We start from the raw sequence: 24,246 nt of genomic DNA, 5'->3' as shown, positions 1-24,246 counted from the left end.
TCGGTGAGTCGAATGACAACTCAGTCCCGACCGGTTGAGTTTGCGAAGGCGCTGCCTGCCCTCCTTGGGCCCTATCGCATCACAGGCCTCCTCGGACGCGGCGGGATGGGCGTGGTCTACCGCGCGGAGCACCGCGAGCAAGCCGTGCCGGTGGCCCTCAAGACGGTGCGGACTCCCTCCGAGGTGTTGCTCGCGGGCATCCGCCGGGAGATCCACGCGCTCCGGCGGCTGAGCCATCCGGGCATTGCTCGCATCCTCGACGAGGGCCTCTCCCACGGCCTGCCCTTCTACGTGATGGAGCTCTTCGAGGGGGGAACGCTGCGAAGCCGCCTCGAGGTCCCCCGGTGGGTCAGGCGCCCAGAAGCCTCCTCCGTGGACTCCACCGGGACCTGGCTGCCCACTTCCACCGAAGCAACCCTGGCGGGCCCGGTGGCGACGCCTCCCTCCCTTCCGACCCCTCCCGCCGCGTGCCCCAGGGTCGACCTGCCCGCGCTCCAGGCGTTGCTGTCCCTGGTGCGAGGGCTCTGCGCGCCGCTGGCCCACCTGCACGGAGAGGGCTTCGTCCACCGCGACCTCAAGCCCGAGAACATCTTCATCCGGGAGGATGGACGGCCCGTGCTCGTGGACTTCGGCATCGCCGCCTCGTTCAGTGGCGCCGCGAGCCGGGAGGAGCTCGTCGCCGAAGGGCGCATCATGGGCAGCGTGGCCTATATGGCGCCCGAGCAGCTCCTGGGCGAGCTCGTGGATGCGCGCGCGGACCTCTATGCGCTCGGCTGCATTCTCTATGAGTGCCTCGTGGGCCGCCCTCCCTTCATCGGCTCGGGGGCGGGCTCCATCGTTTTCCAGCACCTGAACGAGGCGCCGGTTCCTCCCTCGCATCATGTCGAGGGCATCCCGGAGGAGCTCGAGCGGCTCGTGCTGCGGCTCCTCGCGAAACGCCCGGATGCCCGGCCCGGCTACGCCGAAGACGTGGCCGAGGCGCTCGGTGCGCTGGGCGCCGGAGGCGAGGAGCGCCAGGGCCTGCCGCGTCCCAGGAGCTACCTGTATCGCCCCGGGCTCGAGGGCCGCGCGGGTCCCCTGGAGGAGCTGGAGCACGCGCTGGAGCAGCTGCGCCAGCAGCAGAGGGGACAGCTCATCCTCCTCGAAGGCGAGAGCGGCGTGGGGAAGACGCGGCTCGCCCTGGAGCTGGCCCTGCTCGCCACCCGTCAGCGGCTGAGGGTGGTGACAGGGCAATGCGCCCCGTGGAGCATGACGGCCCCGGAGCAGAGCAGGGCCGCCGTCCCGCTCCATCCCTTCCGCCCGCTGCTCCAACTGCTCGCGGACCGCTGCCGCGCGCGGGGGGCAGCCGAAGCGGAGCGGCTGCTGGGCACGAGCGGCAGGTGGCTGGCGCTCTTCGAGCCCTCGCTGGCCGAGCTTCCCTGGGTAAAGGAGCAGCCGGAGCCCCCGGTACTGCCTCCGGCCGCGGCCCGGCAGCGCATCCTGGAGGCGCTGCGAGCGGCGCTCCTCGGCCTCACCTGGGAGCAGCCCCTCCTGCTCGTCCTCGATGACCTACAGTGGGCCGACGGGCTCTCGCTCGCATTCCTCGAAGTGCTGGTCGCCCGGGGAGGTGAGCCGGGGCTGCTCATCCTGGGAACGTGCCGCCTCGGCGAGACGGGCGCCGAGCTCACGGCACTCCTGAGCGCGCCGGGGGCCCGGAGGATTGCGCTCGGCCGCCTCGACACGGGGAGCGTGGGGTCGATGGTGGCCGGGATGCTGGCGCTCCGCGAGTCACCTGTCTCGCTGGTGGACTTCCTGGCGGACAGCTCGTCGGGCAATCCCTTCTTCATCGCGGAGTACCTGCGCGCGGCCATCGACGAAGGTTTGCTCGCGAGGGACCGGACGGGGATGTGGCACCTCCGCCAGCCCGGCGAAGGCGCGGACCTGATGGCCCGCCAGGTGCCACTGCCACGCACGCTGGCCGAGCTCATCGTGCGTCGCTTGTCCACGCTCGGGGGCGATGGGCAGCGACTGGTGGAGAGCGCCTCGGTGCTGGGGCGCGAGTTCGACGGCACGCTGCTGCCCACCCTAGCCGGGCTCGCGGAGACGGCGGCGCTCGACGCGCTTGGGGAGCTGCGCAGGCGGCAGCTCATCGAGGAGACGGCCCTGGGGCGGCTGCGCTTCGTGCACGACAAGCTCCGGGAGATTTCCTACGAGCGCCTGGCCCTGGAGCGGCGGCGCGCGCTCCACCTGGGCGCGGCATGCTTGCTCGAGGCGCGTGCCCAAGATGTCCCCGAGGCCCTGCCGGAGCTCGGGCACCACTTCTCGCAGGCCGGCCTCCACGACAAGGCGCTCCTCTACCTCGGCCGCGCGGCGGACCGGGCGCGGGCCACGTATGCCAATGGAGAGGCCATCCGGCTGTACCAGGCGGCGCTCCAGGAAGTGCCCGCTCCCTCCGGGTGGGATGAAGGGGGGCAGACGCCGGCCCTCCCGCTCCACGAGGCGCTCGGAGACGTGCTCGCGCTCGTGGGGCGTCACGAAGAGGCCCGGGAGTCCTACGCGCGGGCCCTGGAGCGCACAGCGCCGGAGCACGGCCTCGAGCTGGCGCGTCTGCACCGCAAGACGGGCAAGGCGTGGGAGATACACCACGCGCATGACGAGGCGCTCTCGGCGTACCTCGCCGCGGAGCAGGCGCTGGGCACGCCACCCACCGAAGGCGCGGAGGCGTGGTGGAACGAGTGGCTGCACATCCAGATTGAACAGCTCGCGGTGCACTACTGGACGGCGCGGCTGGAGGTCATGGAAGCGCTGTCACGGCGCATCGAGCCCACCGTCGAGCGCTATGGCACGCCACTGCAGCGGGCCCGCTTCTTCGAGGTGCGCGTCCAGCGCAACCTGCGCGCCGAGCGTTACCTGGCGTCCGCGGAGACCGTGCGCTTCGCGCGGGACTATCAGGGGGCCAGCGAGGCCTCGGGCGACCCGGACGAGCGCGCCGAGGCGGGCTGTGTGCTCGCCTGCGTGCTGCTGTGGCACGGCGCGTTGGAGGAGGCCGCGGACAGGATGCTCGCCACGGTGGAGCAGGCACGGCGCATGGGGGACGTGGCCCTGGAGGTGCGGGGCCTCACCTACCTGACGCAGATTCACCGGAGGCGGTGCGCCGTCGAGGCGACGCGCGACTGCGCCGAGCGGAGCCTGCGGGCCGCCGGGGCCGGGAAGATGACGAGCTATGCCGGCGCGGCCCGGGCCAACCTGGGCTGGGTGGCCCTGCGCGAGGGCCGCCCCGAGGACGCGGAGCGCCACTGCAAGGCGGCGCTCCAGCTCTGGGGCACCACTTCGCTCATCTACCCCTTCGAGTGGATGGCATTGCTTCCCCTGGCCCTGCTGGAGCTCCGGAGTGGCCGGCCGGCGGACGCGGCGCTCCGGGTGGCGCGCCTGTTGCAGTCAGCACAGCAGCGCCTGCCCGACACGCTCGCGGCGGCGCTCCAGGAAGCCCAGGCGACCTGGGACAGCGGGCGCGAGGACGTCGCAGGTGCAGCCATCGAGCGAGCGCTCCAAGAGGCGGAGCGTGCCGGCTATCTGTAGTGAAAACCGGGCTCCCATCGTCGAAGAATCTCGCGGACACTCCCATAGGAAAGAGCAAGACATGGCACTCACAATCACAGTCACAGTCACACCACGTCCCGGTTCCCCTGCGCCCCGTCCCGGTTCCCATACGCCCCAAACCCCAGGCGGTAATAACTGTGTGGAGGTCGGCAGCCAGGTGACTCTGACGGCCGTAGGTGGCTCGAACCCGTACAGGTGGACTGAGAGCTCCGACGGCACGTTGCTCAACTCTGAGACCGCCGAAACGCAGATTGCCTGGAGGGTCAGTGGACGTGCCTTTGGCCGGACGAGCATCGAAGTGAGCGATGGGAGCGGTGGCTCAGAGATACTGGCTCTCTACGTCGGCTCGGTAGTCATCGTGGGTGCGGATGGAAGCCATTGCCAGGTCTTCGCTGACGGAAGCGCCAAACGAATCGATCCGGATGAAGTCGACCCACGCATCACTGCCCTGGTCGATTCCAACGCGATTGTCGCGGATATTACTGGTCAGGCGAAAGCGGTAGCCCCTTCGTCAGAAGCCGTCACGTGCTACGTGTTGAACCTCGCGAGCTTCGCGTTCGATAGTTCCAAGAAGTCCAAGAAGAACCGATAGCCCCGTGTCCGGAAACGCCGCTCCCGTCAGTGCTGGAGGGGAAGCCACGCCCAAGCGCTTCCTCGCCGGCACCCACCGCCTCGTCCCACCCGAGGCGACGGTCGCTCGTGTGCGCGGCCTGCTGCCCCTCATGGGCATCACCCGCGTGGCCAACGTCACGGGCCTGGATACCATCGGCATCCCGGTGGTGATGGTCATCCGGCCCAATGCGCGCTCGCTCTCCGTCTCCCAGGGGAAGGGGGGCGACCTCGCATCGGCCCGGGCCTCGGGGCTGATGGAGGCCATCGAGCTGTATCACGCCGAGCACATCCCCCAGCCTCTCAAGCTCGCCTCCTTCAACGAGCTGCGCTTCACCCACCGCATGGTGGACGTCACGGCGCTGCCGGCACTGTCCGTGAGTGCGTTCCACGGCCACTTCCGCACGCTCTGGATTGAAGGCAGGAACCTCTTCGACGAGGGCGCCACCTGGGTGCCCTACGAGCTGGTCCACATGGACTACACGCTCCCGCTGCCGTCGGGGAGCGGCTCGTTCCTGATGAGCTCCAGTGGCCTGGCCTCTGGCAACCACCTGCTCGAAGCGGTGAACCATGCGCTCTGCGAGCTCATCGAGCGGGACGCCACCACCCTCTTCCGCCTCTCCGGTGACGAGGCCCGGCGCCAGCGCCGGGTGGACCCATCGACGGTGGATGACCCGGGCTGCCGGGCCCTGCTGGCGCAGTACGCGCGCGCCGGGGTGGAGGTCGGCATCTGGGAGCTCACGTCGGACGTGGGGGTGGCGGCGTTCTCCTGCACCATCGTGGACGCGGACCCCGAGCCGCAGCGGCCCATCGGCCCCATGGGGGGCATGGGCTGCCATCCCTGCCGGGCCGTGGCGCTCTCCCGCGCGCTCACCGAGGCGGCGCAGAGCCGGCTCACCATCATCACCGGCGCCCGCGACGACGTCCGCCACATGGGGCCGCAGGGCTCCGAGGCGGAGCTCGAAGCCGCCCGGCGGATGCGGGACGCGCTGGTGGCCGAGCCGAAGGTGCACCGCTTCCAGGCCGCGCCCGACTTCCAGGGCGGCACGCTGGAGGAGGACCACGCCTTCCTGCTGGGCCGCCTGCGCGCCGCGGGGCTCGGGGAGGCGGTGGTGGTGGACCTGACGCGGCCCCACTTCGGCATCCCGGTGGTGCGCGTCCTCGTGCCCGGCCTCGAGCCCCTCAACGACATTCCTGGCTACGTGCCGGGCGCCCGCGCCCGCCGCTGCCTCTCGGAGCGCGCGCCATGACGGTGGTCATCTTCGCCGGCCCCACGCTCTCCGCCGAGGAAGGACGGCGGGAACTCGACGCCGTGTACCTGCCGCCCGCGGCGCAGGGAGACCTGTACCGGGCGGCGCTGGGCAAGCCGGTGGCCATCGGGCTCATCGACGGCTACTTCGAGCGCGTGCCCTCGGTGTCCCACAAGGAAATCCTCTGGGCGATGACGCAGGGCGTGCACGTCTTCGGCGCGGCGAGCATGGGGGCGCTGCGCGCCGCCGAGCTGGCGGCCTTCGGCATGGAGGGCGTCGGAGCCATCTACGAGGCCTTCGCGAGCGGAGCGCTGGAGGACGACGACGAGGTCGCGGTGGTGCATGCCGGGGCCGAGGACGGCTACCGTCCGCTCTCCGAGGCGATGGTGAACATCCGCGCCACCCTCCAGGCGGCGGAGCGCGCGGGGGTGCTCGGCCCGGAGGCGCGACACACGCTGGAGCAGCTCGCCAAGGGGCTGTTCCATGCCGACCGGAGCTGGCACCGGCTGCTGAAGCAGGGCCAGGAGGCGGGGCTCGACGCGGCCGGGCTGGAGGCGTGCCGACGCTTCGTGGCCGAGCGCCGGGTGGACGCAAAGCGGCTCGACGGGTTGCGCCTGCTGCACACCCTGCGCGCGAAGCTGGAGGCCGGCCTGCCACCGAAGCAGACCCGCTACTCCTTCTCCCACACCGACTCCTGGGAGCACATCCGCCGGAAGGCGGAGGCCACGCTCCCTGCGCGCACGGAGGAGTAGGGCGCCACGGGCTCCGGGTGTTCCGGCAAGAAGTTGCCGGCAGGGAGTTGCCGGGCAAAGCCTCTCGGCAAGAACCTGCCGGAAAGCCTGGCTCCTCCCGCTCCTGCTCGGATGCTGGAGACACACGGCGCCTGATGTCGCCCTGCGCCAGTGTCTCAGCAAAGGGAGGCTTTTCTGAAGACGTGCTACCGGCAGAGCTTGGCATGACACCTGCTACTGCTTTGGGCCGGGGCGCCCAAGCCGAAGTCAGGGACCCTAAAACAGGCACATGTCTGTGAATGAGTGTCAAACCCAGGTGTTGGTTCAACCAAGCAAGCACTGTCGCTATGGCTTTGAAACCTCCGAGGGAGTCTTTGTGGAGGCAACCCATGGCGATATCCGCCGACAGGAAAATAAAATGGCCACGACGATCACGATCAACGTCACCAACAAGAGCGACACGTTCCAGAACTTCTTCGTAAGAGTTCGCCGTGCCCCGTCGTGACGGGCTCCGATCTTCCGTGGACGGTGCCGCACCAGCGGAGGCCACCCTTGCCCTCGTCTCTGACCCGGCTCATGTCTGCGTATAGGCAGGGTAGAGGCTATGTTCAGAGGTGGCGGACTGGAGCGGAGGGGCCGAGGAGGGCCGCTGACGGGGGCCGGCCGAGCAGTGCGCCGCCAGGCAGAGGCCACCTTCATCCAGGCGAGGGGAAGCCTCGCTCCTGGCCAATTGACAGTTTTTACCATGTAGTACTAAGCCAGAGGGGTTAAGTCTTTTCAGGGGAGGCCTGCGCGGAGGCCAGATTCTCGGCCTGGGCGGTGATGCCTCCTGACAGAACTTACTCCCCGTGGCTTAGAATAGAAGCTTTCTCATGTTGTTGTTCTCTTATCGTCTCATTCCTCCACAACTCTTCAGTGGTTGAGCGACTGATCCCGCAGACCGTTCCCTGCAGTTGAGCGCTCTGTACCAGTACAGTCGTCTGAAAGGCCTCACATGCGGCAAGGACAGGCAGTCATCCCGGCGCCGGAATGCGCCTCGGCGAATCGCACGCTCGCGGTCAACGTCATCCCCGGGGCCGCGATCCTCGGCTTCGGGATCAACGTGGTCACCGCCACCAGCGCCTGGGACGTCACCCAGCGGGTGGTGGCCATCGACGAGCAGCAGGGGACGACCGTGATCGAGAACGATATCCAGTACCTGCTCCCCGCGAACATCAGCCTCATCGACGACCACTCCTCAAAGATCGACTTCAGCGTGTTCGCATCGCAAGCCGAATACGCCGAGCACATGGCCACCGAGGCACAAGTTTCGGTATCTGCCTGGGGGTTCAGCGGCGAGTTCGATGCCTCCTACTCAAGCCTCTCGGAGGGCAGCCAGGCCTCGCTCTGCGGGCTGGTGGATGCTGACACCTCGATGTGGGAGGTCGCCATCCAGCAGCTCCAGGCGCTGTCCCTGGACCCGACATTTCAGGCCGAGCTCGCGGCCCTCCCGGCAACCTTCGCCCCCGGCACGGCGCAGGCGTTCTTCGACTTCTTCGACAAGTACGGGACCCACGTCGTCACCAACGCGACCGTCGGCGGCAAACTCCACTATGCAGTCGCCGTTTCCAGCGCGTCGAGCTTCGACAAGACGACAGCTGCGGCCAACATGAAGCTGGAGTATGACTCCGTGTTCACCGACTCGTCAGTCTCGGGCCACGCGGAGTGGGACCGCATGGATACGAGCTGGATCAGCTCGCGCAACGCGAGCTTGAGTGTTCAGGGAGGTGACGCGAGCATCCTCGCGAACGCCGTCCCACCGAGCGACCCGACCGCCTACGTCAACTACTCCGAGCTGATTAGCAATTGGGCCACGGGCGTGAAGCAGACTCCCGACGTGACGAACGTGAAGCTGCAGCCGCTCTCCCACGTCGCCCCGGTCAGCCAGGTTGCCGTGCTCAACCAGGCCCTCGACGCCTACCTGAATGATGGCATCGAGGCCACGAGCCGGGCGGAGCTGCGGTCCGAGGAGGTCGTCGGCGCTGCCTGCTCGATCACCCTCAACCGCCAACCTGTCCCGGTGCCCGCCTCGCGGGACGTGGCGGAGCGGCCCTGCTACTGGCTCGTCCTGGCGGACGAGGAGGGAACGATCCAGTTCAATGAAGCCTCGTCCAAGGACGATCCAGACGAGCTCGACCGCCTCATCTCCGCCGCCCGCGCCATGTCGGCCGGGCAGAGCTGGTGGGTGGTGGCGGTCCAGTGCGTGGCGACGAATATCCCGAGCGTCCAGGCGCTGGAGTGGTTGAGTTCCTGCGGCGTCCCCGACCAGCCGTGGGTGAACGGAACCTACCCGGGCTGGCCGGCGCAGATGGTCGCGATTGGCAAGACGGGCTCGCCGGGCTTCTCCGGCCGTGTTGCCAGCGTCCGCGCGCCCGGCCCCGACCCTACCGACGAAGTGCAGAAGGTGAACTGTGGGTTGCCCTCCCACGTGTCCCTCGTCCTGGCCGAATGAGCCCCGGTCCTCGCGCTCGGCTGCTGGTGACATCGCACACCGGCCGGGCCACCGGCTTCGGCCGCGTCGCCGCCGGAATCGCCGCGGCAATCGCCCGGGAAGGTGAGGTCCACGTGGTGGGGCTTGGCGCCCCCCTGGGGTCCGAACCCTGGCTCGGGCACGCACACAACGAGCGCTTCGACCCTACGCGGACCTCCGCGGTCTCGAGCCTGGCCGCGGCGCTCAGGCCCGAGGCGGTGGTGCTGGTAGGGCAGGCCCAGGTGACCGCGTGGATGGTCGAGCGCCTTCGCCGCGATGGCTTCCAGGGGGCGCTCCTCGTGTACGTGCCAGTGGAAGGCCGGCTCGTCCGCCCGCAGGGGCTCGCCTTCCTGGGCCGCGCCGACGTCCTGGTCGCTTACACTGAGGGTGGGGCGGCCACCCTGCGGGACGGGTTCGCTCGTCTCGGCGGGCCGCAGCCGCTGGTGGTAGCTATTCCGCACGCGATCGCTGCCCCCCCGCTGGCTCCGCGCCCGCGCGAGGAGCTGAGACGCGAGCTGTTCCCGCGCTGGCTCCACCGCGCGGCGGGCACTTGGCTGCTGAACGGGAACCGCCACGATAGCCGCAAGCGGCCAGAGCTGACCTTGCGCGCCTTTGCCTCCCTGGCCGCAGACCATCCAGCCGCCACCCTCGTGCTCCACTGCCGCGCCGCCCGGCCCGGGCTCAACCTGCGCATTGAGCGCGACCGCCTGGGCTTGCGCGGCTCGGTGATCCTCACCGAGGAGGAGGGCGAGCCAGTCTACGACGAGAGCCGACTGGGTGCGCTGTACTCGGCCTGCGAGATCGGGGTCAACAGCGCCAGTGCCGAGGGCTGGGGGCTTGTGGCCTTCGAGCATGCCCTGCACGGCGCAGCCCAGGTGCTGCCAGACCACGAGACCCTCCGCGAGTTGTGGGGTGCCGCGCCGGTCTGGGTCAAGACCGGGCGTGAGGTTGTGGTCGACGAGGTGTTCAGCGGGGCCGAACCCGACGTCGGCGCACTCGCGGAGGCAATGAGGGGGCTGCTGAAGCGTGTGGCGCACCGCCAGGCCGTTGCGAACGCGTGTGCCCGTCGCGCCGCTGCCCCGGCCTACCGCTGGGACGCGGCTGGACGGCTCTGGTGCGAATTACTCGGGCGGGTACGCTTCAGGGCGTGTCGGCCGGTCGCGGGAACCAGCCCCAGGCAGGAGGACACCCATCCATGAACGTGACGACCTGGAACATGCAAGGCAGCAGCGCAAGCACCGAGGTGAAATGGAGGACAGGGGTGCTCACGCTGGCCCAAACCCCCGAGCGCTGGCGCCCAGACGTCATCTGCCTACAGGAATGTGGAGGCGCCCCGCCAAGCGGGACCCTGCTGTTCTCGGTTCCGTTCCTCTCACCGGGGGGAGTCGCCACCTCGGTGGAGGTCTACTTGTGGGGAGGGACAGTGTCGCGGCCGTTGGCCTGGGTGGCGTTCCACCAGTGGGACGTGCTGGGCAATCGCGTCAACCTGGCGGTTCTGACCAAGCAGGGCCCTCCGGCGGCGGGAGATGTCACGCTGGCCTGGCCGGCGGGGGCACCCGCGTGGCGCCCGGTCCTCGGACTGCGGACGGGCGCACAAGTGGTCTTCTCCTGCCACGCCATCTCGCCGGGTGGCGCCGATGCCCCTGGTCTGCTGGCGGCCGCCCAGGGTGCGGCCGGGGCGCTTCCGTGGGTGGTCGCTGGCGACTTCAACCGCACACCGGACGGGTTCGCCCCTGCGGGGAGCGTCGTCTGCCCGCCGAACGGGCCGACGTACCCGACGAAAAAGCCAGAGAGCAAGTATGACTATGCAATCCGCAGCGGAGCGGCTGCGCCGCCCGCAGGGCTGGTCCTGAGCCTGCTGCTGAGTGACCATATGCCAGTCGCATTCATTTTCTGAGTGCCGGGCTTGACCGGGGCGTTGACGGCAACCGGGCTGTGCTTGGCTCCCTCCTTTGCTGGGCTGGTGCCTGCCTTGGTGCGGCAAGAGCACCGAGAGCGGCCGTGGGTTCGTCAGGGCACCAGGAAGGCGGGGAGCACGAGCGCGGCCAGGTCAGCCCTTGAGCCCGCTGCTGGAGAGGCTCTCCACCACCTGCCTCTGGCTGACCAGGAAAGACGCCAGGGCGGGCGCGCAGGCCACCACCGCGCCCGCTATGATGGCCGGGTAGTGGGTGGTGTAGCTGCTCTGTAACTCTTCGCCGTGCCCCGTCCCGGTGCAGGCCTGACCTGGCCGAGGAGTACGGCGGGCGCGGACGTCAGTCCTGACTCTCGGGGAGGGTGACGGCGTCTGGGTTCTGAATGGCAGCCAGCGCAGCACGCCGGAGGTAGTGGCCCGGCTCCTCACCGCGCAGGCGTGCCGTCTCGATGAGCGAGTAGAAGAGCGCGGCCACCTCGGTGCCTCGCTTCGACTTGCTGCCGTAGTGGTTCTTCCTTCCCATCACCATGTCGCGCATCTGCCTCTCGACGTGGTTGTTGTCGATGGGGACCACGGGGTCATCCAGGAAGACGGTCAGCCCATTCCACAGCTTCAGCATGTACGCCAGGGCCTTGCGGAACGCGCTGCCAGGGATTGCTCGCTGCACCAGGGCCCACTGGTGGATGCGCTCCACCACCGGCGCGGAGTGCTGCTGGCGCACCGCCCGTCGCTGCGCGAGCACGGCCGGGCGCTCCTCTTTGGAGAGGGCGTACCACTCGGGCAGGTCCGCCTCGACGGCGTACAACTGGCCTATGAGCTCCAGCACCTGCTCGCACGCGGGCGCGAACTGTTTCGCCTCGAAGAATTTGCGCCGCACGTGCGCCCAGCAGAAGGCCAGCGTCGCGGGGACGGTCCCATCCGCCCCGGACTTCGTCGCCGTCTGATACGCCGCGTACCCGTCCACCAGGACGACGCCCGCGTACTCGCCCAGCACCGTCTTGGCTGTCGCCGCGGAGCGGCTGGGAAGGATGCGGTGGAAGACGGTGTCCGGCGAGGCCACCGTCCACGCGTACCATTTGGTGCCCGGGCCCTTTTCCAGCAGCAGCCAGTACGTCTCGTCCGCGTGAATGACGGGCGAGGTAAAGACTTCGGCCAGCAGCGCCTCGTAGGACTTCTGCAGGTGGCTGGCCAGCGCGTCGAGTTGGTCCCACAGCGTCTGGGCTTCCACCACCAGGCTCTCGCGCAGGTACAGCCGCTGCTGACGGGCCAGTGGCAGGTGGAAGCCATACTTCATGAGAGCCACGTAGACGGCGAACTCCAGCGAGTAGCGGCCGCCCGCAATCAGCCGCGGCGGCGCGGGGGCCGTCACCGGCGTGCAGCCCTGGTGGCAGCGGTACTTCTGCCGGCGTACGCGACGCAGCACGAAGCTTCGCTCGACGACGGTGAGTTCCTCGCAGTCCTCCGTCTGCCCCTCCCACGCGTGCAGGCCGCTGCCGCACAGGCCGCAGACGCGGTCCGCCTCGGCCAGCGGCAGCAGGACTTCTTGCACCTTCAGCTCGGGCTGGGCCGTGGGGCCGTGGCCGCGCTGCGGTTTCGTGCGAGGAGTCTTCGGCGAGCTGTCGCCACGCTTCTCGCTGGAGGCGCCGAACAAACGCTTCTGCAGCAGGGCCAGCTGCTCCTTGAGCCCCTCGAGCTCCAACTGGAGCCGCGTCTGGGCGTCCTCGCCCTTGAGCCGGGCATTCTCCGCCACCAGGGCTTCGAGGCGCTGGTGCAGCCGGGCGTCTTCCGCCTCCAGCAGCGACGCCACCTGCTTCGCCGTCTCCAAGTCCCGTAGTTGCTCGACGCGCGTCATGACTACCTGGCAGGTGCTACAAACCACTGCCTACCGCAAGGACTTTCTCGTCCACCGTCGGTGGCGACAGCTTCCACCGCCCCGCCAGCTCGCAGCCTTCCAGGAAGAGGGACAGCTCGCTCACCGTCAGCTCCACCGCCCGCGCACCCTCTTCGCACCAGGGCCGGGCGAAGCGGCCCCGGAAGAGCCGCTTGGTGAGAAGCACCAGGCCCGTGCCGTCGAAGTGCAGCACCTTGGCCCGGCGCCGGCACCGGCCCACGAAGAGAAAGACGTCGCCATTGAGCACCTGTCCGCCCAACTGCTGCTCCACCAGCGCGCTCAGCCCGTCGAAGCCCCGGCGCATGTCCACCGGAGCCGCATACGCGAAGACGCGCACCACGCGCGTGAGCGTCAGCACCCCAGCAGCCCCACGAACTGGACGGCGCTCTCCACGCTGAGGCCTTCGACTCGCCAGCCGCTCGGCGACACCAGCGCCACCTGCTGCAACCCCGCCCGTGCGGCTGCGGCGGGTCGCTCGCTGACTCGCACTGGCACCAGGGCCGCGCTCTTCTCGGCGGGCTTCGAGCTGCGGTGCCCCGCGGGGCGTCCCTTTCGCCACTCGTACAGCGTCGGCCCGGACACGCCCAGCTTCTGCGCCGCGTCCGTCACCGTCCCACCCGCCGCCACGAGGTGCTCGGCATAGCGCACTGCGAAGGCGCGCAGCGCCTCGGGGAACGGCAACGAACCACTGCGCCGTCCGGCCTTCAGTCGCTGCGCCTCCTGCCGGAACTGCTCCAACTCCTTCTCCAACTCCATGGCTCACCTCCTGGTGGGTGGCCAATGGAGGTCTCACGAGACGCCGGAGCCCATCGCGACGGGGCACGGCGAACACTTACCCTGAGCCCACTTTGACAATGTGAGTGGGCGCGTCCGAATCAAGCATTTCAGTGCGCAAGGTGACTCGGTAGCTACATTGACTCCTGGGAGAGCCACGATTTTGTGGCTCTCCCGTGCTTTATGTGAAGCAGGGGTGCGTGCCTCGCGCAGCCACTGCTCAAAGGTGGCGCAGGACGTGGCCGGCTCGGCACCGCGCGTGACGCCACGCTCGCGCACCAGTTCACCGTAGCGACGTGCCAGCCCAACCACGCGGGCAGCTTCCTTCTCCTGTTCGATGCGAGCCAGCATGCTGGCCTCGCTCGGGGTGAGCGCGGACTGCGGCTGGATGCAGCGCCAGGCCAGTTGCTTCGGCGAGGGGAGGCTTTCGCGGGTGCCGGGGCCATGCGGCGCGTCTGAAGCCAGCGATGGACCGTTGCGAGGTACCGCGAAAGCCCTTGGCGCGAATCTCCCGCCAAGAGGTGAGCGCGTTCTCGCAGCCAGCCGCGTGTCTCTGCGCGAGGGACTTGAGAAACGGATTGGGGGGCCAGCAATTGGGAGGTCCCTCAACGGGCGGGCCGATGTGGCGCGGCGTAACGGCCACCAACTGCACGTCATCGTCGTGGGGCCCAGCCTGGGCGCGTCGACAGCGACCCCTCAACCCGCCGCGCCTGGGCAAGGTCGACTCTCGCAATGCCTACCAGGAGCGTCTCTTCACCGGGTGCACCAACTACCAGTTCCGCGGGGACCGGGCCTGCCTCACCTGCGGCAGATGACGCGCCAGGGTGCCCCCGTCCAGGGCGTGCCCCTCCAGTTCCACGCCGCTCCGGCCAGAGACGCCGGAGGGGCCCACTGAGCACATGAGGGAACGAGGGAAAAGAAAAAGCCCAGCAACCCGTTGAGATTGCTGGGCTTCCTCTACCGAGGAGTACGGGACTTGAACCCGTAAACGAGGGGTACCCCAAACCCGCGACGGAAATCCTGCCGGCGCCGGCCTTCTATTACGCCGAGGACTACCACCAGCAGTACCTGCAGAAGAACCCGGACGGATACTGCGGCGTCGGGGGCACGGGCGTCAGTTGCCCGATTGGCGTGGGCATCAGCGCCTGACGTGAAGCACCGGGGTCCGTGTCCCTGCGACACCGGGCCCTCCCGCTATTCAATGCTCCTCCCCTCGTCAAGGGGCGCGCCGCGCCGTGGTGCCCGACCTCCGCGCGGCAATGGCACTGGCGGAGGCGGGAGCGGGCGTGACGGTGCTGCCCCGCTACCTGTGCGCGGGCCCGCTCCAGCGCGGCTCGCAGGTGGAGCTGATGCGGCCCGCTCAGCCCGTGCGCAACCGCATCCACCTGGCCACGCGCGAGGCGCGAAGCCGGGCGCCCCGCATCCGGGCCGCTGTGGAGCTGCTGCTGCGCTCGGCCCCGGGGTGGTGTGAGGCCTTTCGTCGCGGCGGACGCATGCAGTCCGAGGACAGACGGCGCAGCACCGTGCGCATGGCCACGGACCGGCGGCAGGGCGAAGAGCGTCCAACCCGCGACGCGAGCCTTTTTCCGTCCCAGACCCGAGGAGTTTCAATCCATGAAGCAGTACCTGAAGCGGTGGCTGTCGGTGGTGTGCGTGGGAGCTTTCACGGTGGCCGTGCCCGCCTGGGCGGATGCGCCCACCCCCGTCGACTGTGGCACGGTGGAGTGCGAGGGCATCCGGGAGACGCGGGCCCTGGGCGTCGCGGAGCTGTCGTACTTCCAGGAGACGGACGTGTTCACCCAGGACATGGGCGTGCTCACGTCCTACGGGAACTTCGCACCCCCGCCCTGCGCGAACGGGACGCGTGCACCCCTGCCGGGGCCGGGATGGGTGTCGGGGTGCAACTTCTCCTACAGGATCGCGAGCATCACCCCACATCCCAACCCGACCTTCGTCGCGGTGGCGCAGGGCGCTCCGGGGACACCCGCCGCGGGCCTCACGCTCCAGTTCGCCACCCACCCGGTTTCCGGCTTCCTCTTCTGGCTGGAGCGCAACGGTGTGCGCCGGTATGTGGACGCGGCGGAGTGCCTTCCTCCACAGTCGTTCAGCTGTGACGCCCAGCTGCGAGAAGGGACGATGGGAATCCGGGCGCTGTTCACGTCCGAGCGGTCGTACTTCCAGGAGAAGGACCACTACTCCAACAACTACGCGCTGATTGGCTTCTCACCGCCGGGGTGCGCGGATGGTACCCGGGCGCCCGTGCCCGATGCGTCATGGGTGGGGGGCTGCAAGTTCATCTACCGCGCGGACGTGGCAGGCCCCTTCAGCGTCACCCTCACCGCACGCGCCGTGGCGGGCTCCGTTCAAGGCACCGTCGTAACCATGTCGAACCAGGGCGTGTTGTCCGTCACGCCCGTCTACGACTCCATTTGCAGATAGGCGGAAGGCCCGAAGGGACGCGGTTCCATGGGCAGCAACGCCCAGGAGGACGGTGCCCGCGAGGAGCGGGCACCCCGGAGTCATCGACGCGCCAGGGGGCTACCGCGCCATCTCTCAGTAGAGGTACTGCAGCCCGGTGATGTCGGAGCTGGTGAACTCGCCGTTCGTATCGGGCGGATAGCAGGTGTTCATGATCGACCCTCCCGGCGTGGCCGGCGGCGTCCCGGGGATGATGATGGCGCCGACGCCAGCGGTGCCTTCGCTGGTGGGCTCGCCGCCGCAACTGATGGACCGATCGTAGTAGTCCGTGTGGCGGAGACCGATCGTGTGGCCAAGCGCGTGGGTGACGACGTGCTCGTTCACGTCGGTGCTGTAGCTGTTCAGCCCGGTGCCGATGGTGATGGTCCCGTAGGGGCGGCCGCCCGAGGGGTATCCAGCAGAGTGGCCGGTGCCGGCCATGGTCGTCGCGGTAATGTTCGCGGTGCAGCCGGTGGTCGGCCCCCGCACGAAGGTAATCCTGAGCCCCAGGGAATTGTAGTTGGCGAGTGCCAGATCGAGTCCCTGGCTGAGGCTGATGTAGCTGTTGAACGTGGAGGTGGGGTTGACGCAGATCTTCGTCACGGAGGTGCCGACGAGATTGGTCGTCCTGACCAGCTCCGCGCTCCCCTCGCCGGGCTGGAGCATCTCCTGGGACGCCTCGAGGGGCACCTGAGCGTCGCGGCCCACGTACACGGCACCGTCGACGACCCTGATGTCGTCGGCCGGAAACCCGGCCTCGATCAGGTTGGCGATGGTCTCCTTGTTCTCGATTTGCGGGTCGGTACCGCAGCCGGTCAGCAATGCGCCACAGCTCATCCCGAGGCCTGCCGCTCGCTTGAACATGGTCGTTCCCCTTTTCATCCTGAAGCGGTTCTTCCCGCAGCCCCGGCATGGGAGCGTCGGGACAGACAATATGACTTCAAGGGCATTCTTCCTGTAAATACCAGCAAGTCATGATTACGCAGCGTCGTAATCCTCATGTCATTCACCAGCGGAGGCTCGCTTCACCCGCGCAGCAGCGGCACCCACAGGGTGTCGAAGTACTCGGGGGTGACGACGCGCCGGTCCACCGGCCAGGAGCACAAGTCGGGCGCTGGAGCAGCTGGCTATGGACTGTCGTCTCGCTCCGCAGGGCCGGAGGTGGCAGGGCGTTGCCGAATCATGACGGGGATGTAGCACGCGCCTCGGTACTCAACGCCGCCCCAATAATCATCACAGTCCTTCACGTCCGCAGGCAGCTTCGTCCAACAACCGTCGTTGATGGCGACCTGCACCTTGCCGGGACAACGGCCTTTGCCGTCCGGGCGCCGCTGCCCTGAGAAGGGTTTCGGTGGCACGTCGACCGCGATGGATGACCACACGGAGGGGGCTCGCTCGCGCGCCACCGGCGCCGTCAGTGCGGAGTCCCCCACGGCCACGGTGCCGGCATCCTTTGCCTCTTCCTGCTCCGCGAGGTGGGACGTCGCGGGCTCCTCAAAGCGACTCACGCTCAGCAGCCCCCCGGCGCTCAGCGCCAGTGCGCCTCCGAGGCCGGCGGCCGCGAACCAGGGCCTCCTCCTCATGCGAGGAGGACGCCGCACCGTGACACGCTGAGGGATGGGAAAGAGGCCCGCGGGCCGCGGCTCTTCTCCCGTGAAGAGAGGCACCTCCGCCTCGCGTCCCGCGCTGCGCGCTGCCTGCTCGAGCGCTTCCGCCACCTCCCGCGCGCTCCCTCGCGCCTCGGGGCGGGGCGAGAGCATCCGGGACACCAGGGCGCTCAGTTCCGGTATGCAGCGGGGGTTGCAGACTCGCGCCGTCCAGTCCTCCAACTCCTCGGGGCGCCAGAGCCAGGCATCCTCATCATCCGGGTGCGCCGACGGTGGGTACTTCTCGGTGACCAGTCGAAAGGCCGTGACACCCAGGGCGAAGAGGTCATCCGCGGGCCCGGGCGGATACGCGACCGCAGGAGGCTTGCGGGAGCCGAGCACGAAGCTCCACGCCTCGGGCGAACGATAGAATGGGGTACCGGGAGGAAAGGGCTGCCAGGTGAGCGTGGCGGCCCCCAGGTGGTGTCCGGAGCCGAAGTCCAGGAGGAAGGGCTGCGCGTCTGCGAGCCGGACGCGGACGTTGTCACCCTTCACATCGCGGTGGAGGCCTCCGACCGCATGGGTGGCGGCCAACGCTCGAGCCAGTCGGGCAAGAAGCTGAAGCACCTGACGTGAAGACGGGCGCTGAGCCTGGGACCACGCATAGAGCGGCAGGCCCTCCACCCAATCCATGACGAGCCAGGCGAAGGACACGCCCTCCCGGGGCTGCCAGTGACCATTGTCTATCAGGCGGGGGACGGCGGGGTGGCGGATGCGCGAGAGCAGCTCGGCCTCACGCGCGAAGCGCGCATCCCCCGGGTACAGGGCCAGCTTGAGGGCCACGGCGTCCGCGTCCTGCGGCTCGGCGGGCACGGCGCGGTAGACGACGCCGTAGGCGCCCCGACCGCGCTGCTCCAGCAGACGCCACGGGCCCAGTCGCGTCCCAGGGGGCAGGCTTGCCGGATTGAGGTCGTCAGACTCCATGAGGTTCCTCGTGAGGCGGTCCGCACCGCGCACGAGGAGCCTACTCGCGAGGTAGTTGGACTCCAACGCCATCCAGCAGGTGGACGACAGCCACCGTGTCGACCCTCCAAAGCGCCCGCTCCACGTCCGGCACCCGCCGCTCGAAACGTCTGCGGGCCGAGATGTGCCCAAAGAGTGCTGCACGTGACCTGCCCCGGGTCGAGGCCCTTCGGGCGGCCTCTGGCGTCCCGCCGGGACGCGCGCGTTCCTCCGCGCGCTACTCTGGCCGGACTCGTGAACAGGCGGGCGCGTCACGGGTATCCTGCATCCACGGGTCGGACGACAGACTTCTTCTCGGCGGGGGCCGAACCGATGAACTTCAGCCTCATGGATTTGTGGAACCACACGGGCATGTTCGCCCATGCGGTCCTGGTGTTGCTCGCCCTGGGAAGCGCTTGGGCCCTGCTGGGCTTCTCGGTGTCGTGGGGCCGCGCGCGAATCGAACGGCGTGGGACGGCGGGGGCCTCCGGCGCCGCGGCCGTCGCGTGGGCGGGGGCCATGTGCCCGGCTCACGCGATGCCAGCGCGGGGGACGTGCACGCGCTGCGGAGCGTTTGTCTGCGCGGAGTGCCCGATGGGGCAGCGGTGTCAGCCCTGTCTGGAGCGCATCCAGGGGGATGGCGGAGGAGCGGTGGTCGCTCCCGGCCTCTCGCTGGCCACCCTGGGAGGACTGAGCTTCTTCATGATGCTCGTGGGGTTTGCCCGGGTGTTCGGGAAAGGCGGAGCCATCTCCACTGACAGCGTGGACCTGCTGGGAGTCGTCCCGCTCGGCCTGCCACTGTTGGGCAGCCTGTTGATGACCGTCGCGGGCATCCAGATGGCCAGGAACCGGAGCTATGGGCTGGCCATTGCCGGAGCGGTGCTGGCCATCATCCCCGTCACCAACGCGTGCTGTGGCATCTCGGCGGGGGTGGGCATCTGGTCGCTGGTCGTCCTCCGCCGGGCGGACGTGAAGGCCGTGTTCGCCGCGGAGCGGGAGGAAGCAGAAGAAGACGCCCGATGACCCCACGGCGGTCTGGTTTCTCGTCGAAGTGCTCGAGCGGCTCACGGAGGCCGATGCGGTCGCGACGCCGATGTCTGCCATCAACTCCCTGCGCAGCGGTACGTCCGCGAGGCGCGGGAGCGAACTGGCGCTGACGGCCCCAAGCAGTCTTTGTCAGCGTTCCTCAGCGCGCGCCCTTGCATACGGCGTATTTCCCAGGCGTCCGGCGCGCGGCGACTCCCAGCCTGTAAGTGTTTGAACTCATGGGGCATCACCCAAGACCGAGGCAATGCACTGGGAGGGGCCCGCTGATTCTTCTGCATCATTCTCCACCTGGCCCGCTCATCCCTATGGGAGGTGGCTGGGCCCGCACTACGTCCTGACACCGCCTCCAGCAGGCAAAGAAACCAGCGGCTGCGGCCCATCGCCGCCGCATGGGCCATGGACGTCACCGGCCTGGAGCCCCGCAGGAGCAAGCGGGATTGCGTGCTTGAGTTTGTTTGGCGGCAGGGGCAAGGATGCGCGGCACCGGCCCTTGCGGAATCTGGAAGTTTGCATTTTCTCGCAGACCGGTATTCGCGCCCTCGCCATGACCAGCCTCTTTGCTTGCCTTGGCAGGGCCTCGCTCCGAGGGGGCAATCCATGAGACGTCCTTTCCCAGTCATCTTCCCATCCATCCTGTTGCTGCTGGCGTGCGCGGCGTGCGGCCCTTCCGGCTTCGAGACAGACTGCGCTCCGGGCGGTTCATCTTGTGAGACTTCAAGCGCGGCGCTGGGCGCCGCGCAGTGGGTCACCACCGGCAGCGCGCTCCAGACGCGGAGCAGCGGCAAGGCCACGCAGCTTGCCTCCGGCCTGGTGCTCGTCACCGGCGGCAACAGCGCGGGCGCGGTCCAGTCGAGCGCGGAGCTGTACAACCCGGCCACCGGCACCTGGGCCGCGACAGGCAGCATGAGCTCGGTGCGCACGGGCCACACCGCCACGCTGCTGCGCACGGGCAAGGTCCTCGTGGCCAATGGCTACGCGGGCGGCGGCGCGGGCGTCTATCTTACCAGCGCGGAGCTGTATGACCCGACCACCGGCACCTGGTCCGCCACGGGCACTGTCCCCCAGCCACGGGCCGGGGGCACGAACACGCTGCTGTCTTCGGGCAAGGTGCTCATCACCGGGGGCGCCGGAGCCACCGGTCCCATCGGGACGGTGGCCCTGTATGACCCCGCCACCGGAGCCTGGACGGCCGGCGGCATGAACCTGGTGCGAGACAGGCACGCGGCCACGCTGCTCGCTTCGGGCAAGGTGCTCGTCACCGGGGGCCAGGGCCGGCTCTCCTCGACGAACACCTCGGAGCTGTACGACCCGGCCACCAACACCTGGACCCTGGGCCCGAGCATGGGCGCCGTGCGCAATGCGCATACGGCCACGCTGCTGCGCTCGGGCAAGGTGCTCGTCGCGGGTGGCAATGGCTCGGGCGGCACCCTGTCGAGCGCGGAGCTGTATGACCCGGCCACCGGCACCTGGTCCGCGACCGGCGCCATGACGCAGCCCCGCTGGGGCCACTCCGCCGCGCTGCTGGCCTCGGGAAAGGTGCTGGTCTTCGACAACTCCGGCACCTCCGAGCTGTACGACCCGGCCACGGGAACGTGGAGCGCCACCGTCAGCATGCTCGCGGGCCGCACCAACCCCGCCACCACCGTGCTGCGCTCCGGGCAGGTGCTGGCCGCCGGCGGCACCACCGCCTCGGGCGAGGTGGCCACCGCCGAGCTCTACGAAGCGGGCGCCTTCACCTGGAGCCGCGCCGCGCCGCTCATCACGGGCCGGTACGACCACAGCGCCACCGTCCTGCCGTCCGGCACGCTGCTCGTGGCCGGCGGCAACGACGCGAGCGGCCCGCTCGCCAGCGCGGAGCTGTATGACCCGGCCACCAACACCTGGTCCACGGCGGGCAGCATGACTCAGGCCCGCGCGGGGCACGTCGCCGTCCTGCTGACCTCCGGCAAGGTGCTCGTCATGGGCGGCATCGCCAGCGGCAGCCCCGTCAGCGCGGAGCTGTATGACCCGGCCACGGGGACGTGGACCTCCACCGGCAGCCTCTCCGCGGTGCGCACCGGCTTCACGGCGACCCTGCTGACCTCCGGCCAGGTGCTCGTTACGGGAGGCCGGGGCAACGGCGGCGTCTACCAGACCAGCTCCGAGCTCTACGACCCGGCCACCGGCACGTGGTCCGCCACGGGCAGCCTCGCCACGGGCCGCATGAACCACTCCGCCGTGCTGCTGGGCAACGGGCAGGTGCTCGTCACCGGAGGCTTCTACTACGTCTTCACCTCCATCACCCGGCTTGCGAGCGCGGAGCTGTACACCCCCGCCACCGGCACCTGGTCCACCACGGGCAGCCTCGCCACGTCCCGCAGCGAGCACCTCTCGCTCCTGCTGCCCTCGGGCAAGGCGCTGGCCGTCGGAGGCCTGTCCGGCACCGGCAACTCCATGGGCCACTTCTCGGTCGCCGCGGCCGAGTCCTTCACGGCCGGCACCATGTCGTCCGCGGGCACGATGAGCACCCCGCGTCATGGCCACGCCGTCGCCGCGCTGCCGTCGGGCGCGGTGCTGGTGGCCGGGGGTGTGAACAAGATTGGCGGAAGCAGCACGACGCTCCTGCTGTCCAGCGCGGACCTGTACGAGCCGGGCACCGGCACCTGGAACACCACGGCCAGCATGCTGGCGGTGCGCAACCACTTCACCACCAGCACCCTGCCGTCGGGCCAGGTGCTCGCGGTGGGCGGCACCGACAGCTCGGGCCCGGCGCTCGCATCCGCGGAGCTCTACTCCCCGTGACGTGAGCGGGCGGCGGCGCGGGCTTCCGGCTCGCGCCGTCGCTGTCATCCTCCCGGATGTCGGGGAGGGCCGCCGGCGGTCTCCTTGCATCAGCGGGGGCGTCGCGGTGGAGCGCGCTCACCGCAGCGCGAAGCGCCGCCGGTACGCATCGGGTGTCAGGCCCGTGCGCGCCTTGAAGCGGCGGCGGAACGCGGTGGTGTCCGCGTAGCCCACGGACTGGGAGATGTCCTCCACGGTGCGCGGGGTGGTCTCCAGCAGGCGTCGGGCGGCCTCGACTCGCAGGCGCTGGACATAGTCCAGGGGCGTGTCGCCAGTGGCCTTGCGGAAGCGGCGCAGCAGGGTCCTCTCCCCCAGGCTCGCGGCGCTGGCTGCCCCCGCCAGCGTCACCGGCCCTTCCAGGTTGGACTCCAGCCACTCCTGCGCGCGCAGCACGGCGGCGTCTCCGTGGTCCCGGGGCGCGGCATGCACCGCGTAGGGCGCCTGGAACCTGCGGCCGGGCTCCACCAGGAGCATCTTGGCGCAGAGCGCGGCCAGCTCCGGTGAGGCCTGCTTCGAGACCAGATGAAGACAGAGGTCCAGGTAGGCGGTGACTCCGCCCGCGGTGAGCACGTCGCCGAGGTCCACCAGGAGCAGCTCGGGCTTGAGCGACACGCGCGGATAGCTCGCCACGAAGCGCTGGGCGAGGCCCCAGTGGGTGGTGGCCTCCCGCTCCTGCCGGGCCCCCGTCCTGGGTATTCATTGCATCGCCGCCCCATCCGGCCGGCGCACTTGGAGGAGCGCCCCATGGAGAAGACCCTGGAGAACACCGCGCTGCTGCTCATCGACATCCAGAATGACTACTTCCCGGGAGGGCGGTTCGAGCTGGACCGCTCCGACGCCGCGGCGGTCCAGGCCCGAGCGGCCCTGGACTTCTTCCGGGAGCGAAACCTGCCGGTCATCCACGTGCAGCACATCTCGATGCAGCCGGGGGCGACGTTCTTCCTCCCGGGGACGCCGGGCGCGGAGATTCATCCCCGGGTCGAGCCTCGGCCGGGTGAGGCGGTGGTGCGCAAGCACTTCCCCAACAGCTTCCGGGAGACGGACCTCCAGGAGCGCCTGCGGGCGCTGGGCGTGAAGCGCCTGGTGGTGACGGGCATGATGACGCTCATGTGCGTAGACGCCACGGTGCGCGCGGCGGCGGACCTGGGCTACGCCGTCACGGTGCTCCACGATGCGTGCGCGGCCCGGAGCCTGGAACACAACGGCCAGGCCGTGCCCGCGCCACAGGTCCACGCCGCGTTCCTCGCCGCGCTCGGCATGGCCTATGCCCAGGTGGTCTCCACCGCCGACTTCGTGGCCCAGGCCGGACACTGACCTCTGGAGCCGAGCCTCCCGGAAATGAGCGGCAACCCTCAATGAGGATCTTCGGCGGCTTCTTCGTCGCTGATGAATTCGCCGTTTTGCATGTGGCCGCGCTCTTCAAGGCGATAGTAGGCACTTTTGTCTTTCGCCATCGTGCCGTCCTTTCCGACCAATTCGAATGTTCCGGGATCGGCACCTTCAATGAGTCTACCAACGCCATATACAGATTTGCCGTCCGTCCCGTAATAAGAGCCAAGAAGCCGGAATCTTGAAACGTCGACACCAGGCAAGACGCTGGCGCCGTAGAACACCTTGTTCTTGTCTTTCGACCAATACGAAGCTTCGGTCAAAATCGAAAAACTGTCTCGGTCGGCATCCGGGAGCTTTTGCGCATGGAAGTAGATGCCGTGTTTATCTTCACCGTACCCATGATTGCCCTCTTTCATTTCCTTGAATGTCTCGGCGTCAGCCCCGGTCACTTCGGACAAGCCGATTCCCGCCGCATGATAAAAGACTTTTCCATTCTTGACTTCGTAGCTGTTTCTAAAAATGAGGGCGAGAAATCCGCCTGAGAAAAATAGAACGACGACACCAGCAAGGATGCCCACGCCGATAGAGATTAAAACGATCTTGGTCAGGCTCATGGGGGCCTAGAGCACCGATCAGGTTTCGGCCCGAGGAAAGTCGAACACTTGCGAGAGCGATCGACGCGGGCTGTCGCCGCGTGATCAGGTCGCCACCTCACGGAGGTGGCGCATGGAACGCTGGAAGCCGGCT

At 68.9% G+C, this 24,246-nt stretch carries 19 protein-coding genes and 2 pseudogenes; 14 read left to right on the top strand and 7 right to left on the bottom strand.

The features are described 5' to 3' along the window. Nucleotides 1–12 precede the first annotated feature (12 nt). The 8 genes from G4D86_RS41745 (at nt 13) to G4D86_RS41710 (ending at nt 10,575) form a co-directional block, all read left to right on the top strand. On the top strand, nt 13–3,558 hold the full coding sequence (locus tag G4D86_RS41745) for a serine/threonine-protein kinase (RefSeq protein ID WP_275899208.1): 3,546 nt from the start codon (nt 13–15) through the stop codon (nt 3,556–3,558). Nucleotides 3,559–3,736: 178 nt separating this feature from the next. Next, on the top strand, nt 3,737–4,171 hold the full coding sequence (locus G4D86_RS41740) for a hypothetical protein (RefSeq protein ID WP_205520255.1): 435 nt from the start codon (nt 3,737–3,739) through the stop codon (nt 4,169–4,171). 4 nt (nt 4,172–4,175) lie between these two features. After that, on the top strand, nt 4,176–5,438 hold the full coding sequence (locus tag G4D86_RS41735) for a YcaO-like family protein (protein ID WP_240360784.1): 1,263 nt from the start codon (nt 4,176–4,178) through the stop codon (nt 5,436–5,438). After that, nucleotides 5,435–6,190: a TfuA-like protein gene (locus G4D86_RS41730; protein ID WP_164000049.1), complete on the top strand. Its 756-nt coding sequence runs from the start codon at nt 5,435–5,437 to the stop codon at nt 6,188–6,190. Before G4D86_RS41735 ends, G4D86_RS41730 begins: the two co-directional genes overlap by 4 nt. 268 nt (nt 6,191–6,458) lie before the next feature. Then, the gene (locus tag G4D86_RS41725) at nt 6,459–6,674 is read left to right on the top strand and encodes a hypothetical protein (protein WP_164000047.1); all 216 of its coding nucleotides are present in this window, start codon (nt 6,459–6,461) and stop codon (nt 6,672–6,674) included. A 489-nt stretch (nt 6,675–7,163) separates the two neighbouring features. Continuing rightward, nucleotides 7,164–8,660, top strand: coding sequence for an MAC/perforin domain-containing protein (locus tag G4D86_RS41720; RefSeq protein ID WP_164000045.1), 1,497 nt, complete (start codon nt 7,164–7,166; stop codon nt 8,658–8,660). A gap of 26 nt (nt 8,661–8,686) precedes the next feature. Beyond that, a complete protein-coding gene (locus G4D86_RS41715; RefSeq protein WP_164000043.1) occupies nt 8,687–9,877 on the top strand; it encodes a glycosyltransferase family protein in 1,191 nt (396 codons plus the stop codon). Next, nucleotides 9,874–10,575 carry an endonuclease/exonuclease/phosphatase family protein gene (locus G4D86_RS41710; protein ID WP_164000040.1) on the top strand — a complete coding sequence of 234 codons (702 nt, stop codon included), beginning with the start codon at nt 9,874–9,876 and terminating at the stop codon, nt 10,573–10,575. Before G4D86_RS41715 ends, G4D86_RS41710 begins: the two co-directional genes overlap by 4 nt. 355 nt (nt 10,576–10,930) lie before the next feature. Here the strand turns inward: G4D86_RS41710 and tnpC are convergent, their stop codons facing one another. The 3 genes from tnpC to G4D86_RS41695 are packed head-to-tail and all read right to left on the bottom strand — an operon-like array spanning nt 10,931 to nt 13,237. Then, nucleotides 10,931–12,442, bottom strand: coding sequence for an IS66 family transposase (tnpC, locus tag G4D86_RS41705; protein WP_164000038.1), 1,512 nt, complete (start codon nt 12,440–12,442; stop codon nt 10,931–10,933). A gap of 16 nt (nt 12,443–12,458) precedes the next feature. After that, a complete protein-coding gene (gene tnpB, locus G4D86_RS41700) occupies nt 12,459–12,839 on the bottom strand; it encodes an IS66 family insertion sequence element accessory protein TnpB (RefSeq protein WP_164000036.1) in 381 nt (126 codons plus the stop codon). Then, nucleotides 12,833–13,237: a transposase gene (locus G4D86_RS41695; RefSeq protein ID WP_164000034.1), complete on the bottom strand. Its 405-nt coding sequence runs from the start codon at nt 13,235–13,237 to the stop codon at nt 12,833–12,835. Before G4D86_RS41695 ends, tnpB begins: the two co-directional genes overlap by 7 nt. A gap of 1,029 nt (nt 13,238–14,266) precedes the next feature. Between G4D86_RS41695 and G4D86_RS41690 the strand changes: the two are divergent. The 3 genes and pseudogenes from G4D86_RS41690 to G4D86_RS53395 all read left to right on the top strand — a co-directional run. Next, a pseudogene (locus G4D86_RS41690) lies at nt 14,267–14,404 on the top strand (peptide-methionine (S)-S-oxide reductase); the annotation flags it as partial. 86 nt (nt 14,405–14,490) lie between these two features. Next, a pseudogene (locus G4D86_RS54385) lies at nt 14,491–14,697 on the top strand (LysR substrate-binding domain-containing protein); the annotation flags it as partial. A 172-nt stretch (nt 14,698–14,869) separates the two neighbouring features. Next, the gene (locus G4D86_RS53395; protein ID WP_240360783.1) at nt 14,870–15,694 is read left to right on the top strand and encodes a hypothetical protein; all 825 of its coding nucleotides are present in this window, start codon (nt 14,870–14,872) and stop codon (nt 15,692–15,694) included. Nucleotides 15,695–15,808: 114 nt separating this feature from the next. On the opposite strand, the gene G4D86_RS41675 is transcribed toward G4D86_RS53395, so the two are convergent. Further along, the gene (locus G4D86_RS41675) at nt 15,809–16,576 is read right to left on the bottom strand and encodes a zinc-dependent metalloprotease (protein ID WP_164000030.1); all 768 of its coding nucleotides are present in this window, start codon (nt 16,574–16,576) and stop codon (nt 15,809–15,811) included. Nucleotides 16,577–16,839: 263 nt separating this feature from the next. Then, nucleotides 16,840–18,282 (bottom strand): serine/threonine protein kinase, encoded by a 1,443-nt coding sequence (locus G4D86_RS41670; RefSeq protein WP_205520249.1) that lies wholly within the window; start codon nt 18,280–18,282, stop codon nt 16,840–16,842. A gap of 351 nt (nt 18,283–18,633) precedes the next feature. On the opposite strand from G4D86_RS41670, the gene G4D86_RS41665 reads away from it, so the two are divergent. Next, nucleotides 18,634–19,323: a hypothetical protein gene (locus G4D86_RS41665; protein ID WP_164000028.1), complete on the top strand. Its 690-nt coding sequence runs from the start codon at nt 18,634–18,636 to the stop codon at nt 19,321–19,323. A 621-nt stretch (nt 19,324–19,944) separates the two neighbouring features. Beyond that, on the top strand, nt 19,945–22,128 hold the full coding sequence (locus G4D86_RS41660) for a Kelch repeat-containing protein (RefSeq protein ID WP_164000026.1): 2,184 nt from the start codon (nt 19,945–19,947) through the stop codon (nt 22,126–22,128). A 117-nt stretch (nt 22,129–22,245) separates the two neighbouring features. On the opposite strand, the gene G4D86_RS41655 is transcribed toward G4D86_RS41660, so the two are convergent. Beyond that, nucleotides 22,246–22,797: a GlxA family transcriptional regulator gene (locus G4D86_RS41655; protein ID WP_164000024.1), complete on the bottom strand. Its 552-nt coding sequence runs from the start codon at nt 22,795–22,797 to the stop codon at nt 22,246–22,248. A 114-nt stretch (nt 22,798–22,911) separates the two neighbouring features. Between G4D86_RS41655 and G4D86_RS41650 the strand changes: the two genes are divergently transcribed. Next, nucleotides 22,912–23,481: a cysteine hydrolase family protein gene (locus G4D86_RS41650; RefSeq protein WP_164000023.1), complete on the top strand. Its 570-nt coding sequence runs from the start codon at nt 22,912–22,914 to the stop codon at nt 23,479–23,481. A 38-nt stretch (nt 23,482–23,519) separates the two neighbouring features. Here the strand turns inward: G4D86_RS41650 and G4D86_RS41645 are convergent, their stop codons facing one another. Continuing rightward, nucleotides 23,520–24,113, bottom strand: a complete 594-nt coding sequence (locus tag G4D86_RS41645; protein WP_164000021.1) for a DKNYY domain-containing protein — start codon at nt 24,111–24,113, stop codon at nt 23,520–23,522. Nucleotides 24,114–24,246 lie beyond the last annotated feature (133 nt).

This window comes from Pyxidicoccus caerfyrddinensis (genome assembly GCF_010894405.1).
Taxonomy (GTDB): Bacteria; Myxococcota; Myxococcia; order Myxococcales; family Myxococcaceae; genus Myxococcus; species Myxococcus caerfyrddinensis.
Note: the sequence above shows the minus strand (reverse complement) of the source record. Positions and strands in the feature narration are given on the sequence as shown.

Coding starts and splice junctions, on each gene's coding strand:
- G4D86_RS41745 (WP_275899208.1), top strand. CDS start 13: ATGACAACTCAGTCCCGACCGGTTGAGTTTGCGAAGGCGCTGCCTGCC.
- G4D86_RS41730 (WP_164000049.1), top strand. CDS start 5,435: ATGACGGTGGTCATCTTCGCCGGCCCCACGCTCTCCGCCGAGGAAGGA.
- G4D86_RS41725 (WP_164000047.1), top strand. CDS start 6,459: ATGTCTGTGAATGAGTGTCAAACCCAGGTGTTGGTTCAACCAAGCAAG.
- G4D86_RS41720 (WP_164000045.1), top strand. CDS start 7,164: ATGCGGCAAGGACAGGCAGTCATCCCGGCGCCGGAATGCGCCTCGGCG.
- G4D86_RS41710 (WP_164000040.1), top strand. CDS start 9,874: ATGAACGTGACGACCTGGAACATGCAAGGCAGCAGCGCAAGCACCGAG.
- tnpC (WP_164000038.1), bottom strand. CDS start 12,442: ATGACGCGCGTCGAGCAACTACGGGACTTGGAGACGGCGAAGCAGGTG.
- G4D86_RS41695 (WP_164000034.1), bottom strand. CDS start 13,237: ATGGAGTTGGAGAAGGAGTTGGAGCAGTTCCGGCAGGAGGCGCAGCGA.
- G4D86_RS53395 (WP_240360783.1), top strand. CDS start 14,870: ATGAAGCAGTACCTGAAGCGGTGGCTGTCGGTGGTGTGCGTGGGAGCT.
- G4D86_RS41675 (WP_164000030.1), bottom strand. CDS start 16,576: ATGTTCAAGCGAGCGGCAGGCCTCGGGATGAGCTGTGGCGCATTGCTG.
- G4D86_RS41670 (WP_205520249.1), bottom strand. CDS start 18,282: ATGGAGTCTGACGACCTCAATCCGGCAAGCCTGCCCCCTGGGACGCGA.
- G4D86_RS41665 (WP_164000028.1), top strand. CDS start 18,634: ATGAACTTCAGCCTCATGGATTTGTGGAACCACACGGGCATGTTCGCC.
- G4D86_RS41660 (WP_164000026.1), top strand. CDS start 19,945: ATGAGACGTCCTTTCCCAGTCATCTTCCCATCCATCCTGTTGCTGCTG.
- G4D86_RS41650 (WP_164000023.1), top strand. CDS start 22,912: ATGGAGAAGACCCTGGAGAACACCGCGCTGCTGCTCATCGACATCCAG.
- G4D86_RS41645 (WP_164000021.1), bottom strand. CDS start 24,113: ATGAGCCTGACCAAGATCGTTTTAATCTCTATCGGCGTGGGCATCCTT.